The following is a 16,526-nucleotide window of genomic DNA, read 5'->3' on the forward strand; positions in this document are numbered from 1 at the left end:
ATGTCCGGTCCCCTCACTGGCGGTCGCGCCGGCCTCGTCGATGACGTCGTCGGCGTGGAGGTGACCATCGACGGGATGCTGGTCATCGCCGACCGGTTGCACCTGGTCGATTTCCCCACCGCGCTCGGGATCCGGCCAAACATCCCGCAGGAGGACCTGCGCGACCTGGTCTGGAATCAGGTGCAACGTGACCTCACCGCGCAGGGGGTGCTCGATCGAAACGGCGAACCTCACCCGACGGTGGCAGCGATGGTCGACACCCTCAGCAGACCGGACCGGACGCTGGAGGGCCGGTGGTGGCGGCGCGATCTCGGCGGTGTCATGGTGCGATTCGCATTGTGCCGCAAGGACGAACGTCATGTCATCGCCGCGCGACACGGCGACCTGATGGTGCTGCAACTGGTGGCTCCTCAGGTGGGTCTGGCGGGCATGGTGACCACCGTGCTGGGCACCGCCGAACCCGCCAATGTCCAACCGCTGACGGGCCTCGCCGACGAACTCGCCAAATGCACCACCGCGGCGCAGTTGACCGCGCACGGCCTCGAGGCGCCGTCGGCCCGTATCTACGCCGAGATCATCACCAACCCGAGCAGCTGGGTGGAAATCATCGCCGGCCAACGCCACCCCGGCGGCACGTCCACGCAGACCGACGTGGCCGCCGGTGTCCTCGACTCGGCATTGGGCCGGCTGGTGTCGCTGCCCCGTCGCGTCGGCGGCGAGCTGTACGGGAGTTTCCTGTCCGGCACGCAGGAGAATCTGCAACGCGCCTTGGAAGGGTTGCTCGAGTTCCTCCCCGCGGGCGCCTGGTTCGATCACGTCGGAGCCGCCGAAGCCTCGTCCCGGGGTTGATTCTGCCGTTATCTATTCAGCACGGAATCCAGAAAGAAGAACCTTCATGCCGCAGCACGACGACCATGATGACCTCTCCGCCCTCGACTTCTCCGCGCACCAGTCCGACTCCGACGATCACGGCCTGGATCACTCCGATGCCCTGGATTTTTCCTTCGCCGAAGACACCGAAACGGAGCTGGACGCCATCGCCTCGCTGACCGAGGCCGAAGAAGCGGCCGGGGAAGAAGACGAAGAAGACGGTCTTGCGCTCTTCACGGTGACCAACCCTCCCGATACGGTGTCGGTGTCGTCACTCATCGACGGGCGGACGCAGCGGGTCACCCTGTCGCCCAAGGCGACCAACATGACCGAATCGGAACTCGCAGAGGAGGTCCTCGTTCTCGCGGACCTGGCCCGGCAAAAGGGGCTGGCAGGCCAACGCACGTTCTTGCAAGAAGACCAAACCGTGACGGAAAGCCTCGACCAGCTGGGAATAGCCGACACCGACGTCATACGAGAGTTCATGGACGCGGTGTACCCGTTGCCGACGGCCGAGGAGGCCGACATGGCACAGGCGGAGGTCTTTGCCGCCCGATACACGAATGACGAAACCGACAAATGAACGCTCAGCTGGCCGGCCTGTTCGAAAGTGCGGTCGGCATGCTGCCCATCTCGGAGGCTCGGGCGCTGGACCTGTTCACCGAGATCACCAATTACGACGAGTCGGCTTGCGACGCGTGGATCGGCCGCATCCGTTGCGGTGACACCGATCGGGTGACATTGTTCCGCGCTTGGTATTCCCGCACCAACTTCGGGCAACTGGCCGGGGCCGCGCAGATATCGATGAACGCCGTCAACGCACGGATCGCGATCGGTGGCCTGTACGGCGACATCACTTACCCGGTCAACTCGCCACTGGCGATCACGCTGGGTTTCGCAGCAAGTGAAGCGGCCCAGGGCAATTACGCCGACGCCATGGAAGCCTTGGAGGCAAGCCCGGCAACCGGTGCCGAGCACCTGCTGTCCTGGGTCAAGGCGGTCGTCTACGGCGAGGCGCAACGTTGGACGGAAGTGATCGAAGAGGTGCGCGGCGCCGGCAGATGGCCGGACACTTTCCTCGCCGCCGCGGCCGGCGTCGCGCACGGGGTCGCCGCGGCGAACCTCGGCCTGTTCACCGAAGCCGAGCGCCGGCTCACCGAGGCCAACGCGTCGCCCGCCGGAGAGGCCTGTGCGCGCGCCATCGCCTGGTACCTGGCGATGACGCGCCGCGGCCAGGGAAACGAAGAGGCCGCGGTGGCGCTGCTGGAGTGGCTGCAGACCACCCACCCAGAGCCTAAAGTCACCGCCGCCCTTAAGGATTCGTCATACCGGTTGAAAACCACCAGCGCCGAGCAGATCGCCGCGCGCACCGACCCCTGGGACGCGTCCACCGTCGTGGCCGACACCTCGGGACGAGAGAAGCTGCTCGCCGAGGCGGAAGCCGAGCTGGAGCGGCAGATCGGGCTCAGCCGCGTCAAGGACCAAGTCGAGCGATACCGCGCCGCCACCCAGATGGCGCGGGTTCGGGCCGCCCGCGGCATGAAGGTCGCACAGCCCAGCAAGCACATGATCTTCACCGGACCGCCCGGCACGGGCAAGACGACGATCGCGCGGGTCGTGGCCAACATCCTGGCGGGGCTGGGCGTCATCCCTGAACCCAAACTCGTCGAGACGGCACGCAAGGATTTCGTCGCCGAATACGAAGGGCAGTCGGCGGTGAAGACCACCAAGACGATCGATCGCGCCCTGGGTGGCGTGCTCTTCATCGACGAGGCCTATGCCCTCGTGCAGGAACGGGATGGACGGACCGACCCGTTCGGACAAGAGGCGCTGGACACCCTCCTGGCCCGGATGGAGAACGACCGGGACCGGCTGGCGGTGATCATCGCCGGCTACAGCTCCGATATCGACCGGCTGCTGGAGACGAACGAGGGCCTGCGGTCCCGGTTCGCCACCCGTATCGAATTCGACTCTTACTCCCCGGAGGAGATCCTGGAAATCGCGAAAGTCATTGCGGCCGGAAACGACTCCACCCTGAGCGCGGAAGCCGAGGACAACCTGCTGGCGGCGGCGAAGGTGCTGAGTGAGCGGACGGTCCGCGGCAAGCCCGCGCTCGACATTGCCGGCAACGGCCGCTACGCGCGCCAGCTGGTGGAGGCGGGGGAACAGTACCGTGACATCCGTCTGACCCGGGCGGTCGATTTCGAGAGCCTCGACGAGGACCGCCTGCGGGAGATCAACGGCGAGGACATGGCCGAGGCGATCGAGGCCGTGCACGGACGCCTCAACATCGTCGAGTGACGTATGGCAAGTTTCCGGCTCACCACCAAGGTGCAAGTCAGTGGCTGGCGCTTTTTGCTCCGGCGTCTGGAGCACGCGATCGTCCGGCGCGACACCCGCATGTTCGACGACCCGCTGCAGTTCTACAGCCGGTCGGTGGCGCTCGGCGTCGTCGTCTCGGTGTTGGTCGTGGTCGGTGCGCTCGCGATGGCCTACTTCAAACCGCAGGGCAAGCTCGGTAACGGCAATCTGTTCGTCGACCGCGCGACAAACCAGCTTTACCTCAAAGTCGGGGGCGAACTCCATCCCGTCTACAACCTGACCTCGGCGCGGCTGGTGCTGGGTAACCCGGCCGAACCCGCGACGGTGAAATCCGCCGGACTGAACCGCCTGCCGAAGGGCCAATCCATCGGGATCCCCGGCGCCCCCTACGCCACCCCGGTGTCGTCGGATTCCTCCTCGGCCTGGACGCTGTGCGACACCGTCGTGCGGGCCGAGAGCACCAATCCCACAGTGCGAACCGAGATCATCGCGATGCCGGTGGCGATCGAGCATCCCGCGATCGACCCCATCCTGCCCAACGAGGCGCTGCTGGCGTCGTATCAGGGCAAGGACTGGGTCATCACCAGCAAGGGCAGGCACGCCACCAACCTCAGCGACCGCCCCATGACCTTCGCGGTGGGCATTCGCGGCACCGCCAAGCCCAGCCCCCTCTCCACCGCCATGTTCAACGCGTTGCCCGACGCCGGCTCCTGGCAGTTGCCGCCCGTAGCCAACGCGGGGGCCCCGAACACGCTGGGGCTGCCCGATGAGCTGGTCGTCGGATCGGTACTGCAGGTGCACTCGACCCTAGGCGTGAGCTACTTCGTCGTGATGCAGGACGGGGTCGCACCCGTGAATGCCAACACGGCGGCCGCGTTGCGCGCGAATCAATCGTACGGGCTGGTGGTTCCCCCCTCGCTGCCTCCGAACCTGATCGTCAACATTCCCGAATTGGTGTACAACTCACCCCTGCCCGACGAACCGATCAAGATCGTCTCGCGACCGGACGACCCCACGCTGTGCTGGACGTGGGAACGCAAGCCCGGCGAGCAGACACCGAGAACCGCGGTGCTGACCGGCCGCCATCTGCCAATACCCGCGTCGGCGATGAGCACCGGGATCAAGCAAATTCAAGGCTCCGCAACGATTTACCTAGACGGCGGGAAATTCGTGCAGCTACAGTCACCGGATCCACGATACGGCGAAGCTCTGTATTACGTTGACCCACAAGGGGTCCGCTATGGGATACCGGACCAGCAGACGGCGTCGTCGCTCGGCCTCCCGTCGCCCAAGACCGCTCCGTGGGAAATCGTCCGACTGCTGGTGGACGGGCCGGTGCTATCGAAGGACGCCGCCCTGCTGGAGCACGACACGCTGCCGACCGACCCGAGCCCCCGCAAGTTGCCCGGCGCAGCCCCAGGAGCGGCCTCATGACGACCAAGAAATTCACCCCCGCGGTCACCCGCGGTCCCCGGCTGACGCCCGGCGAAATCAGCCTCACCCCCCCGGAGGACCTCGGCGTCGACATCCCGCCGTCGGGCATTCAAAAAGCGCTTCCGTACGTCATGGGCGTCTGCATGCTCGGCATGATCGCGATCATGGTGCTCACCGGCACCCGGGCGCTCTCGCCATACATGCTGATGATGCCGCTCATGATGATCATGATGTCGTTGAGCATGGTCGCCGGGGGTGGCGGCGGTGGCGGGAAAAAGGTGCCTGAAATCAATGCCGACCGCAAGGAGTACCTGCGGTACCTGGCGGGGCTGCGTCCCAGGGTGACGTCTTCGGCGAGCGCACAGGTAGCGTTCTTCAGCTTCCACGCACCGCACCCGGACGATCTGCTGTCGATCGTCGGTACGCCGCGTCAGTGGTCACGCCCGGCCAACGCCGACTTCTACGCCGCCACGCGGATCGGAATCGGCGACCAGCCGGCAGTGGACCGGCTCATGAAGCCGTCCGCCGGGGGCGAGCTGGCCGGCCCCACCGCGGCGCCGCAGCCATATCTCGAACCGGTCGCCAACATGTGGGCGGTCAAGTTCTTACGCACCCACGGCCTGATCCACGACTGCCCGAAACTCGTGCAGTTGCGCACCTTTCCGACGATCGCCGTGGGCGGTGATACCGCCGGGTCAGCTGGCTTGGTCGCGGCGATGGTGTGCCATCTCGCCGTCTTTCATCCCCCGGACCTGTTGCAACTGCGGGTGCTCACCGACGAACCCGACGATCCGGACTGGTCGTGGCTCAAGTGGCTACCGCACCTTCAGCATCCGACCGACACCGACGGTGCCGGGCCGGTTCGGATGATCTACACCCGTCCCGACGGGCTGTCCGATCTCGCCGCGCGCGGTCCACACTCGCCCGATGCCCTGCCCGGCGGCCCGTACGTCGTCGTGGTCGACCTGACCGGGGGAAAGGCCGGCTTCCCGCCGGACGGCAGGGCCGGCGTCACGGTCATCACCCTGGGTAATCATCGCGGCTCGAACTACCGCATCCGGGTCGCCGACGACGGCACCGCCGACGACCGGCTGCCCAGCCAATCGTTCCGTCAGGTGACGTCGCGCACCGACAGCCTGTCCCCGCAACAAGCCGCCCGCATCGCGCGCAAACTCGCCGGTTGGTCCATCACCGGCACCATCATCGACAAGAAGAACGTTGGCACCCAGAAGAAGGTCGCCACGGAGTGGCATCAGCTGGTGGGCGCGCACAGCGTCGAGGAGGTGACACCCGCCCGCTGGCGGATGTACACCGACAAGGACCGTGACCGCCTCAAGATCCCATTCGGTCACGAGCTCAAGACCGGCAACATCATGTACCTCGACATCAAGGAGGGTGCCGAATTCGGCGGCGGTCCGCACGGCATGCTCATCGGGACGACCGGGTCCGGGAAGTCGGAATTCCTCCGCACGCTGATTTTGTCCCTCGTGGCGATGCACCATCCGGATCAGGTCAACCTCCTGCTCACCGACTTCAAAGGCGGGTCCACGTTCCTGGGCATGGAGAAGCTTCCGCACACCGCGGCGGTGATCACCAACATGGCCGAGGAAGCCGAGCTGGTGAGCCGGATGGGCGAGGTGCTGACCGGGGAACTCGACCGGCGCCAGTCGCTGCTGCGCCAGGCCGGCATACAGGTGGGTGCCACGGGTGCGCTCTCCGGCGTGGCCGAATACGAGAAGTATCGCGAGCGTGGCGCCGATTTGACGCCACTACCAACGCTTTTCGTCGTCGTCGACGAGTTCGCCGAATTGCTGCAGAGTCACCCGGACTTCATCAACCTCTTCGACCGGATCTGCCGCGTGGGCCGCTCGTTGCGCGTGCACCTGTTGTTGGCCACGCAGTCGCTGCAAACCGGAGGCGCGCGCATCGACAAGCTCGAGCCCAACCTCACATACCGTATCGCGTTGCGCACCACCAGCTCTCACGAATCAAAGATGGTGATCGGCACCCCCGAGGCGCAGTACATCACCAATAAGGAGAGTGGCGTCGGGTTTCTGCGGGTGGGTATGGAAGATCCGGTCAAGTTCAGCACCCTCTACACCGGCGCGCCCTATGTTCCGCCGACACGGGACGAGCCGGACGGCGAAGGCAACGGGGCGGGTCCACAGGCGGGACCGAAGGATGTGCGGATTCACCGGTTCACCGCCGCGCCCATCCTCGAGAAGGTGGTGACGTCGTGACGGTCGAACCCAAGGTACGCGCGCTCAGCGAAGTGGTGCTGGACCAACTCAGCACCACGGAGTCGCGGGCGTACAAGATGTGGCTCCCGCCCTTGAAGGATCCGACGCCGCTCAACGAGCTTGTCGCGCGCGACGATCAGCGCCAGGCATTGCGCTTCCCGCTGGGCATCATGGACGAGCCGCGCCGGCATCTGCAGGGAGTGTGGGGCGTCGACGTCTCCGGAGCCGGCGGCAACATCGCCATCGGCGGCGCGCCGCAAACGGGGAAGTCGACCCTGCTGCAAACCATGGTCATGTCGGCCGCCGCCACCCACACGCCGCGCCAGGTTCAGTTCTATTGCATCGACCTCGGCGGCGGCGGCCTGATCTATCTCGACAATCTCCCCCATGTCGGTGGGGTGGCGACCCGGTCGGAGCCCGACCGGGTCATGCGGGTTGTGGCGGAGGTGCAAGCCGTTTTGCGCCAGCGCGAGGCCACCTTCAAGGAGCACCGGGTCGGTTCCATCGCGATGTACCGGCAGCTGCGCGAAGACCCCGACCAGCCCGTCGCGGACGACCCGTTCGGCGACGTGTTCCTGGTCGTCGACGGGTGGCCGGCTTTCGTCGCCGAATTCCCCGACCTCGAAGCCCCAGTCCAGGAGTTGGCCTCCCAGGGCTTGTCGTTCGGCGTCCACACCGTGATCACCACGCCACGGTGGACGGAGTTGAAGTCGCGCGTCCGGGATTATCTGGGCACCAAGATCGAGTTCCGGCTCGGCGACGTCAACGACACCCAGATCGACCGGACGGTGCGCGAGATCCCGGCGAACCGACCTGGCCGCGCGATGTCGGTGGAAAAGCACCACTTGATGATCGGCGTGCCGAGGTTGGACGGCGTGCACAGCACGGACAACCTGGTCGAGGCGATGACGGCGGCCGTCAACGAGATCGCTGCCCTGCACACCGACCGGGCGCCTCGCGTCCGGGTCCTGCCGGAGCGGATCTACCTTCACGAACTCGACCCGAACCCACCCGGTCCGGAGTCTGACTACCGCACGCGCTGGACGATTCCCATCGGCCTGCGCGAAACGGACCTGTCGGTGGCCCACGCCAACATGTATACGACCCCGCACCTACTGATTTTCGGTGCGGCCAAATCGGGCAAGACACGGACGGCCCACGCGATCGCACGGGCCATCTGCGCGCGCAACAGCCCGCAGCAGGTGCGGTTCATGTTGGCCGACTACCGCTCCGGGCTGCTGGACGCGGTGCCGGACAGCCATCTGCTCGACGCGGGGGCGATCAACCGCAACAGCACCACGCTCGACGAGGCCATCAAAGCGTTGGCGACCAACCTGAAGAAGCGGTTGCCGCCGGCCGATCTCACTACCGCGCAGCTGCGGGCGCGCTCGTGGTGGACCGGATTCGACGTGGTTCTGTTGGTCGACGACTGGCACATGATCGTGGCCGCCGCCGGCGGCATGCCCCCGATGGGACCGCTGGCCCCGTTATTGCCCGCGGCCACGGACATCGGGCTGCACATCATCGTCACTTGCCAAATGAGCTACGCATACAAATCGACTATGGACAAGTTCGTCGGTGCGGCTTACGGCGCCGGATCCCCGACCCTGTTCCTCTCGGGCGACAAGCAGGACTTCCCGTCACGGGAAATTCAGGTCAAACGCCGGCCCCCGGGCCAGGCATTCTTGGTCGCTCCAGACGGGAAAGAGGTCATCCAGGCGGTCTACATCGATCCGCCAGAAGAAGTGCATCCACCAGCACCATAGGGCGGTTACGATTATCCCGTCGCTCGATAAAGAAACCGGTGAACCAAAGGGCGACAACCGAATCGGGGCACCTAGCACGTGCTGCGTGTCGCCATTACCCGAATTGGTTTGGGTTCACGTGGATTTTTGTTTGTGTTCACTTGATTTAGGGGCGGCGCGGACCCGAAACCAAAACGGAGTGAATTAGCGACCCCGAAGTCAACCAGAAGATAACCGCAAGCGACCCGTCTTAAACAAAGGAGACCCGTAGGCATGTTGTGGCACGCAATGCCACCGGAGCTGAACACCGCTCGGCTGATGGCCGGAGCGGGTCCAGCGCCGATGCTGCAGGCCGCCGCGGGGTGGGAAGCTCTGGGAGGCGCCTTGGAAGCTCAGGCGCTGGAATTGAGCGCAGCCCTGATGGCCCTCAAAGCTGCCTGGACGGGGCCCGGCAGCGAGCGTGCGATCGCCGCGGCAACACCGATGGTGGCCTGGCTGCACACCGCGGCCGAGCAAGCCCAGCAACGGGGGATGCGGGCGATGGCCCAGGCCGCGTCGTACACGAAGGCGTTGGCGATGACGCCGTCGCTGCCCGAGATTGCGACCAACCACATCACCCATGGCGTGCTGACGGCCACCAACTTTCTCGGCATCAACATGGTGCCGATCGGCTTGAACGAGACCGACTACTTCGTGCGCATGTGGAATCAGGCCGCCGTCTCCATGGATGTCTACCTGGCGGAAACGATGGCAAACACCGTCTTCGAGCCACTTCCCCCAGTGAAGCCCGTTGTGCAACCGGGGGTGGGCGAGGCGGTGGCGGCCCAGGCGTCGGCCCTGCTCTCGAGCATGGCGGCCGACGAGGCTGCCGGGACGCTGCGCGCGCTCGCGAACGAGGCCGGGGACGACATTCCCTCCGACACTCCCGAGGTCCCCAGCCCGGACGTCCCGACGCCTGACGTCCCCACTCCCGACGTGACCGTTCCGCCCGCACAACAAATTCCGCAGTACATGGGGCAGTTAGGTCAATTAGGTGCGCCGATGCAGCAGCTGATGCAGCCGCTGCAGCAAATGACGTCGCTGGCCGGCCAGACCGGCGGGATGGGCGGCCCGAGCGGCGGTCTGCCCGGCGCCGGAACGAGCACGGGCGGGGCCGGTGTCGGACCTGGCCAGGTAGGCCTGCTCGGTGCCAGTCCCCTGTCGAGTCATCCCTTGGCCGGCGGATCCGGCCCCAGCGCGGGGTTGGGGTTGATGCATTCCGAAGCACTGCCCGGAGCGGGCGGGACCTCGGCCCGCACATCGCTGATGAGCCAATTGATCGACAAGCCTGCGGCGGGGGCGGTCGCGCCCGCGGCAGGCGGAGCGGGCGCCGGATCATCGGCGATGGGTGGCGCCGCCCCGATGGGCGCGATGGGCCACGGTGCGCAATCCGGGTCCGGGGCCACTCGACCCAGCCTGGGTGCCCCCGCGGTGCTGACCGCTGAGCATCAGGAAGACGACGATCACGACGACGACTGGTGACGACCACCTAGAAATCAGACTTCCCGGCCGCCCGGGCCGGAAGACTTGCCATCAATTGGCGAGGAAGAGCAACACAGAAAGTAGCGAACATGGCAGAGATGAGAACCGACGCCGCTACCCTCAGCGCGGAGGCCAGCAACTTCGACCGAATCTCGAGCGAGCTCCAGCAGGTCATCGGACAGGTGGAGTCGACCGGCGGCGAGTTGGCCGGCCACTGGCGCGGGCAGGCCGGCGCGGCGGCCCAGCAGGCGCTGGCGCGCTTCCACGAAGCCGGCCAGGCGCAGATCAAGGCACTGAGCGACATTTCGCAGAACATCCACGGTGCCGGCATCGAGTACTCCAAGGCCGACGACGAGCAGGCCAGCTCGCTGTCGTCACAAATGAACTTCTGACCCTGACAACCCCTCACCAGTAAACAGAACGGAGCAAACAACATGAGCGAACAGTCATGGAATTTCGCGGGCATCGAAGGCGGCGCGAGCCAGATCCAAGGGGCCGTGGCGGCCACCCAGGGCCTGCTCGACGAGGGCAAGAGCTCGCTGCAGAAGCTCTCCGCGGCCTGGGGCGGTAGCGGTTCGGAGGCCTACCAGGCCGTCCAGCAGCGCTGGGACCAGAGCTCCACGGAGCTGAACGACTCGTTGAAAAACTTGGCGGCCCGCATCACGGAAGCCAGCCAGACGATGGCCCAAACCGAGTCCGGCGTCACGGGAATGTTCTCATAAGCCAGCAACCACGACGAAGCACGAGACTGGGCGAGTTCGACCGCGTGGGAGATCTCGCCTCTTCTCGTGCTTTCGCGGCTGCGAGTGTCTGAGAGGTTCTGATGGCGGCCGACTACGACCGGCTCTTTCAGCCTTCCGACGAGGCTGATGCGGCCGAGGACGCCGGCGGATACGGTGACTTCGACGTGGACGGTCCGTTCCCGACGCCGCCGGGGCCGCCCAGCACACCCCAGCCCAACGGGCACGGCGCGTCGCCCATGCCCGTCGACCCGCCCGTGCAGCCGCCGCCAGCGGCCGCACCCGAACACCCACTGATGCCGGTCGACTTGGCCGCCCCGCCGCCCCCGGCGGCGGCCCGACCGCCCATGCCCGTCGACTACGACCGGCTTTTCGAGCCCCCCGCCGGCACCGACACATCGGACGGGCCCGGCGCGGACGCAGCCTACGACCCCGATGTCCCGGCGCCGACCCCGCCCATGCCGACGAACGCGCCGAAGCCCAACGGCCAGGCACCGCCGCCGATGCCCGTCCACTGGCCCGAGCAATCCGCACCCGAGCACCCGCCGATGCCGGTCGACCTGACCGCCGCGCCACCCCCACCGACGCGGCCGGAACCACCCGGGCCCAAGGAGCGCAACCAGGTCGCCAAACAGCCGCCGCGGCATGCGCGTCAAGGCCCGGCCGAAGTGCCTAACCTGCAACTCGGGCGCGCCAGGTCGCACAATAGCCACCGCGCCGGACCCCAACCCGGCAAGGGCAACGCGCCCGGCCCGCCGCTCCCGTCGCGCCCGCTCATCTCAGCCCATGCCGATTCCGCCCCGGCCACCGCGTCATCCGAACCCGCGACAAGGCCGACGGCCGGCAAACCAGCCGCGCGACCGGTGTCGCGGCGGGGCTGGCGGCGCTGGGTCCATACCCTGACCCGGATCAACCTCGGGCTGTCGCGCGACGAAAAATACGCGCTCGAACTGCAGAACCGAATCCGCCGCCCCATTCACGGTTCGTACGAGATCGGGGTGCTGGGCCTCAAGGGCGGCGCCGGTCGGACGTCCGTGACGGCCGCGCTCGGTTCGGCGTTCGCTCAGGTACGCGGCGACAGGATCCTGGCCGTCGACGCGGACCCCGTTTCGGGAGACCTCGTCAACCGGGTCGGGCGTCAGACCGCCGCCACCGTCGCGGATCTCGTGGCGAATCGAGCGCTGTCGCACTACAACGACGTCCGCGCCCACACCAGCATGAACGCCGTCAACCTCGAAGTGCTGTCCGCCGCGGACTACAACGGGACGCGGCCGTTATTGAGCGCCGAGGAGTGGAAACGCGCTCTTGGGATGGTGCCCAGGTATTACAACCTGGTGGTGTCCGATTGCGGAGCCGACCTGTTCAGCCCGGCCGCGCATGGCGTGCTTGCGGTGGCGTCAGGGTTGGTCGTTCTGTCCACCGCCTCAGTCGATGGCGTCCGGCAGGCGGCGGTCGCGCTCGACTGGTTGCGCAACAACGGCTACGGCGCTCTGCTCGATCGCGCATGTGTCGTCATCAATCACGTCGTGCCGGGCGACTCCACGAACGCGGACAGCGACGTGGTGCGACAGTTTCAGCGGCACGTCCAGCCAGGCCGCGTTATCGTGCTGCCGTGGGACGAGCACATCGCCGCAGGCACGGAGGTGCAATTCGCCCTGCTCAGCACCGCCTACCAGCGTAAGATCATCGAACTAGCCGCAGCACTGTCCGACGATTTCGACAGGAGTGAACGTCGTTGACCGCGTCGACCGCCACCGCCGCTGCCGCGGCCCCGGCGACCGCCGCGGCACCCCCGACGAAGCCGGCCACCACTCGGGTCACCATCCTGACCGGGAAGCGGATGACGGACGTCGTGCTGCCCTCGGTGGCGCCGATCGAGACCTACGTCGATGACACCGTCGCGGTGCTCGCCGAATTGATCGAGGAGACACCGGCGGAGGTGCTGGCCGGCTTTGAGTTCTCCGCGCAGGGTTCATGGACGTTCGCCCGTCCGGGGGCCCCGCCGCTGCCGGTTGACCAATCACTGGACGACGCCGGAGTCGTCGACGGGTCGCTGCTGACGCTGGTGTCCGTGAGCAGGACGGAGCGGTACCGGCCGCTCGTCGAGGACGTCATCGACGCGATCGCGGTCCTCGACGAATCGCCGCAGTTCGATCGGCCCGCGCTGAATCGCCTCATCGCGGTGGCGATCCCGGCGGTGGCCCTGGTCGTCGTCGTGCTGGCGGCGCTGACCTGGGAGCACACCGGACGTCACATGTGGTGGGCGCTGGGCCTGGGCGTCGGGGGACTTCTCGCGCTGGTCGGCGGCTGGGCCGCCAACAGGTTCTACCGCAATGCGAACCTGTCGGAGAGTTTGCTGGCGGCGGCGTATCCGCTGATCGCGGTCGCTGTGGCGCTGGCCACCCCCCGGCCGCACCGGGTCGACTCGTTGGGCGCACCCCAACTCGCGAGCGCCGCTGCCACCGTCCTGTTCTTGACGCTGATGGTGCGCGGCGGCCCCCGGCGGCGGTTCGAACTTGCATCGTTCGTGGAGGTCACGGCGATCGCGGTGACCGCAGCGGCCATCTGCTTCGGCTACGGCTGGCAAGAGTGGGTGCCTGCGGGTGCCATCGTGTTCGGCCTGTTCACCATTACGAACGCGGCCAAGCTCACCGTCGCCGTCGCGCGCATTGCGCTGCCACCCATCCCCGCGCCCGGCGAGGCCGTCGAGCACGACGAATTGCTCGACGCAGTCAAGGGCGAGGAGGCCGGCGACCAGGGCGAGAACCGGACCTGGCAGGCGATCATCGCGTCGGTTCCCGACTCTGCCGTGCGCCTCACCGAACGAAGCCACCTGGCCAAGCAACTGCTCACCGGGTACGTGCTGGCCGGCACCCTGGTCCTGACGGTCGGCACAATCGCGCTGGTCGTGCGCGGACACTTTTTCGTACACAGTCTCGCCGTTGCCGGTCTCGTCGCTGCGGCGTGCGGGTTCAGGTCCCGACTCTACGCAGAACGCTGGTGCGCGTGGGCCCTGCTGACCGCTGCCATCGCCGTGCCGACGGGAGTGATGGTCCGGCTCGGACTCTGGTATCCGACCAAGGCTTGGCTTTTCCTGACGATTTACCTGGCCGCGTGCCTGGTCGCGGTGGCGGTCGTCGCGGCGACGGTCGCCGTCCGCCGGATTTCGCCGGTCACGAAGCGGATTCTGGAATTGTTGGACGGCACCATTGTCGCCGCCATCATCCCCATGCTGCTATGGATCACCGGCGTCTACGACACCGTTCGCAATATTCGCTTCTGAGCCACTCGGGTGGCGCAATATCTCCGAAAAACTGGCGCAGTTCGGATGCGGCCCATTCACTAGGATTGTCGTAACACCGTCGACAGAGGATTGGGCAATGACTGAGCCACTGGTGGTCGATCCTTCACGTTTAAAGGCTGCGGGTGCGACGTTGCAAACGCTTGTTTTTCCGTCAGCTCCGCCACCCATATTCGCGCCGGGCGTGGACGCGGTATCGGCCGCGATCAACGAAACTCTGCCAGTGATTGAATCGCCCGTTATCAAGGGGTTGCCCGCCGTTGAATCGGCGCTCACCAGAACCGGCTCGAGCATCGTCTCGGCGGCCGGAATGTATGCCGAGACGGATCAGGCGCTCGGCGAGCATGTCGGTGGCGCCCGGTTCCTCGCCGCCGCGCAAACGCCTGCAACCGGCCAGCCGAACGGTCAGCTGTTGCGTGCCACCGCAGACGAATCGAAAGACAAAGACGGTAAAGCCCCCGAACCCGAGCCAAAACCACAGCCCGACAAAAAGGGTCAGCCGGCAGACATCGCCGCACCGGTGGCACAGCTCAGCGGAATGGGGCAGGCCCTCGGGCCTGTCACGCAGGGCATGCAGACCATCATGTCGAGCGTCCAGCAGGCCACGGGCAGCATGGGTGGCGCCGGAGCGGCACCGGCGCAGCTCGCCGACGACACCACGAAGAACGACCAGTTAGCCGACGGCCAAACGCAACTGGTCGACGAGATGAAGTCCGAGGGGGACCAATCGCCGGGCAGCGGTGCCGCGCCCGGTGATCGGGCGTCGGGGACCGCCCCGGTGCGGCCCACGACTGCGCACCGCCCGGAGCCCTCGGAGGTCGGGCTCTGAGTCAGCGGCGGTCACGTCGGCTTCGTGTGCGGTGCAAGGGATTCCAAAGCCAGGTCGGGATGTGCGGCCCGTTCTAGGACGACTCGGCCAGGGCTTCGTCGAGCAACGCGGTGATGCGCTTCCAGTACAGCCAGTCGGCGACCGCCGAGCGCTGGACATCAAGGTCGACTTCGGTACGCGCCTCGGCGAGCAGGGCTTCTTGAGCGTACGCAGCGTAGGTGCGGAATGCGCGCAGGTGGGCGGCTGAGCGGCCAGAGGCCTTGCTGGCCAACGGCTTTACCACGTCAAACCACAGCATCGGGCGCTCGTCCAGCGGGGGACTCGGGTCCGCGGGCGCCGCCGGCAACGTGGTCAGAAGTTGCTGCGCGTCGACCGTGCCCGCGCCGAGTGAGGCCGCCAGCTCAGCCGCCCCCGCGGGATCCGTCACTTCGGAGGTGGGGTGTTGCCCGGCCGGCTCGGCCCCCGCCGGCGCTGCCGGCAACAGGTCGACCAATCGCGCGTCGCTGGTCGCCGCCAAACGTTCCGCCGCCGAGGGATCCACCACTTCCAGCCGGGATCGGCCGACCATGGCACCGCTGTCTGGGATGTCCTCCGGCGTCAACACGATCTTGGCCGCGCCGGGATCGGACTTCGCGAACTGCTCCTCGGTGGCGATCACCGCTCGCAGCTTCTTGTCGTGGTGGTTCGCCCAAGCTTGCACGGCCATCACCGGGTAGGTGGCCCACCGCGCCCGCTCGTCAGCTGCGATCGCATCGTCGGCGCTGGCCATGTGCACCTGTTCGGGCAATTGCACGCCATCGGGTATGTAGGCCACCCCATAGCTGTTGGCCACCACGATCGAACCGTCTGTGGTCACCGCGGTCACCCAGAAGAAGTTGAGATTGGCCGTACCGCCGCTGCCGGGGGCGTTGAGCGCCGCCCCTATCCGACGCGCCACCTGTAGCGGGTCGGTCCCGCCGCGCCGGGCCGCGTCAGCGGTCGCGGCATCGGCGATGGCGTCGCGTTCTGCCCGCGCCGCCGAAACCGGGATGATCGGCGGTGGCACAACGACATCCGGTGATTCCGCCGGGTCGGGGGACTGCGCCTGCGCGGCGGCCGCGGGCCGCGGCGTCGTCCGCGAAGCCGCGGCGGGTCGCATCGTGGGCGACCCACCCGGCGGCTTCTGCCCGACCGGGGCGGCCGGCCGGCCCGCCGACCCCGCGCGCGAGCCGCCGGAGGCCCCAGCCGATCCGCCCGCCATCGGCCCTGCCGGCATGCCGGTCGCTCCCGCGGGTGCGGCCGTCGTCGACGACTCCTCCGCGCGAGCCGCCGTCGATGACGACGTCGCCGACGCCGACGCGGGGGCCATGCCCTTGCTGCCGCCACCCGCGGTGGGTTGAGCCGCGGCCGCCGGACCCAGCGGAGCGGCGGGAGCCGCCGGACCCAGCGGGGCCGCGGGAGCCGACGGGGCCGCGGGAGCCGACGGTCCACCGCCGGGACCCCCCGGGGCGCCCGGCGCCGCGGGGCCTGGCGTCCCGGGGGCGG

The 16,526-nt window shown here is 67.4% G+C and carries 13 protein-coding genes; 12 read left to right on the top strand and 1 reads right to left on the bottom strand.

Annotated elements, in window-relative coordinates:
- From AWC03_RS09250 to AWC03_RS09305, 12 genes are all read left to right on the top strand, one after another.
- Nucleotides 1–849 carry an ESX secretion-associated protein EspG gene (locus tag AWC03_RS09250; RefSeq protein ID WP_085240216.1) on the top strand — a complete coding sequence of 283 codons (849 nt, stop codon included), beginning with the start codon at nt 1–3 and terminating at the stop codon, nt 847–849.
- 46 nt (nt 850–895) lie between these two features.
- Nucleotides 896–1,453 (top strand): hypothetical protein, encoded by a 558-nt coding sequence (locus AWC03_RS09255; RefSeq protein ID WP_085240217.1) that lies wholly within the window; start codon nt 896–898, stop codon nt 1,451–1,453.
- On the top strand, nt 1,450–3,171 hold the full coding sequence (gene eccA / locus AWC03_RS09260; RefSeq protein ID WP_085240218.1) for a type VII secretion AAA-ATPase EccA: 1,722 nt from the start codon (nt 1,450–1,452) through the stop codon (nt 3,169–3,171). The genes AWC03_RS09255 and eccA overlap by 4 nt, the downstream gene beginning before the upstream one ends.
- A 3-nt stretch (nt 3,172–3,174) precedes the next feature.
- The gene (gene eccB, locus AWC03_RS09265) at nt 3,175–4,626 is read left to right on the top strand and encodes a type VII secretion protein EccB (protein WP_085240219.1); all 1,452 of its coding nucleotides are present in this window, start codon (nt 3,175–3,177) and stop codon (nt 4,624–4,626) included.
- Entirely contained in the window at nt 4,623–6,866 is a 2,244-nt protein-coding gene (eccCa, locus tag AWC03_RS09270) for a type VII secretion protein EccCa (RefSeq protein ID WP_085240220.1), read from the top strand. Before eccB ends, eccCa begins: the two co-directional genes overlap by 4 nt.
- Nucleotides 6,863–8,632 carry a type VII secretion protein EccCb gene (eccCb, locus tag AWC03_RS09275; protein WP_085240221.1) on the top strand — a complete coding sequence of 590 codons (1,770 nt, stop codon included), beginning with the start codon at nt 6,863–6,865 and terminating at the stop codon, nt 8,630–8,632. Before eccCa ends, eccCb begins: the two co-directional genes overlap by 4 nt.
- Before the next feature lie 252 nt (nt 8,633–8,884).
- Nucleotides 8,885–10,132 (top strand): PPE family protein, encoded by a 1,248-nt coding sequence (locus tag AWC03_RS09280; RefSeq protein WP_085240222.1) that lies wholly within the window; start codon nt 8,885–8,887, stop codon nt 10,130–10,132.
- 89 nt (nt 10,133–10,221) lie between these two features.
- Nucleotides 10,222–10,524 carry a WXG100 family type VII secretion target gene (locus tag AWC03_RS09285; protein WP_067917004.1) on the top strand — a complete coding sequence of 101 codons (303 nt, stop codon included), beginning with the start codon at nt 10,222–10,224 and terminating at the stop codon, nt 10,522–10,524.
- A gap of 42 nt (nt 10,525–10,566) precedes the next feature.
- Nucleotides 10,567–10,854, top strand: a complete 288-nt coding sequence (locus AWC03_RS09290; protein ID WP_085240223.1) for a WXG100 family type VII secretion target — start codon at nt 10,567–10,569, stop codon at nt 10,852–10,854.
- A gap of 101 nt (nt 10,855–10,955) precedes the next feature.
- The gene (locus AWC03_RS09295; protein ID WP_085240224.1) at nt 10,956–12,611 is read left to right on the top strand and encodes an ESX-1 associated ATP-binding protein EpsI N-terminal domain-containing protein; all 1,656 of its coding nucleotides are present in this window, start codon (nt 10,956–10,958) and stop codon (nt 12,609–12,611) included.
- Nucleotides 12,608–14,155, top strand: a complete 1,548-nt coding sequence (gene eccD, locus AWC03_RS09300) for a type VII secretion integral membrane protein EccD (RefSeq protein WP_085240225.1) — start codon at nt 12,608–12,610, stop codon at nt 14,153–14,155. Before AWC03_RS09295 ends, eccD begins: the two co-directional genes overlap by 4 nt.
- Nucleotides 14,156–14,252: 97 nt before the next feature.
- Nucleotides 14,253–15,002, top strand: a complete 750-nt coding sequence (locus tag AWC03_RS09305) for a hypothetical protein (protein WP_142278359.1) — start codon at nt 14,253–14,255, stop codon at nt 15,000–15,002.
- Between the two features lie 73 nt (nt 15,003–15,075).
- Here the strand turns inward: AWC03_RS09305 and AWC03_RS09310 are convergent.
- The coding region (locus tag AWC03_RS09310) for a hypothetical protein (RefSeq protein ID WP_211279219.1) at nt 15,076–16,526 on the bottom strand (1,451 nt) is incomplete at its 5' end.

Source organism: Mycobacterium europaeum (assembly GCF_002102155.1).
In the GTDB taxonomy this organism is placed as follows: domain Bacteria; phylum Actinomycetota; class Actinomycetes; order Mycobacteriales; family Mycobacteriaceae; genus Mycobacterium; species Mycobacterium europaeum.

What these genes read in the sequence shown, in the direction of transcription:
- AWC03_RS09285 (WP_067917004.1), top strand. Translation starts at nt 10,222, where the DNA reads ATGGCAGAGATGAGAACCGACGCCGCTACCCTCAGCGCGGAGGCCAGC.
- AWC03_RS09255 (WP_085240217.1), top strand. Translation starts at nt 896, where the DNA reads ATGCCGCAGCACGACGACCATGATGACCTCTCCGCCCTCGACTTCTCC.
- AWC03_RS09305 (WP_142278359.1), top strand. Translation starts at nt 14,253, where the DNA reads ATGACTGAGCCACTGGTGGTCGATCCTTCACGTTTAAAGGCTGCGGGT.
- eccA (WP_085240218.1), top strand. Translation starts at nt 1,450, where the DNA reads ATGAACGCTCAGCTGGCCGGCCTGTTCGAAAGTGCGGTCGGCATGCTG.
- AWC03_RS09295 (WP_085240224.1), top strand. Translation starts at nt 10,956, where the DNA reads ATGGCGGCCGACTACGACCGGCTCTTTCAGCCTTCCGACGAGGCTGAT.
- eccCa (WP_085240220.1), top strand. Translation starts at nt 4,623, where the DNA reads ATGACGACCAAGAAATTCACCCCCGCGGTCACCCGCGGTCCCCGGCTG.
- AWC03_RS09280 (WP_085240222.1), top strand. Translation starts at nt 8,885, where the DNA reads ATGTTGTGGCACGCAATGCCACCGGAGCTGAACACCGCTCGGCTGATG.
- eccB (WP_085240219.1), top strand. Translation starts at nt 3,175, where the DNA reads ATGGCAAGTTTCCGGCTCACCACCAAGGTGCAAGTCAGTGGCTGGCGC.
- AWC03_RS09250 (WP_085240216.1), top strand. Translation starts at nt 1, where the DNA reads ATGTCCGGTCCCCTCACTGGCGGTCGCGCCGGCCTCGTCGATGACGTC.
- AWC03_RS09290 (WP_085240223.1), top strand. Translation starts at nt 10,567, where the DNA reads ATGAGCGAACAGTCATGGAATTTCGCGGGCATCGAAGGCGGCGCGAGC.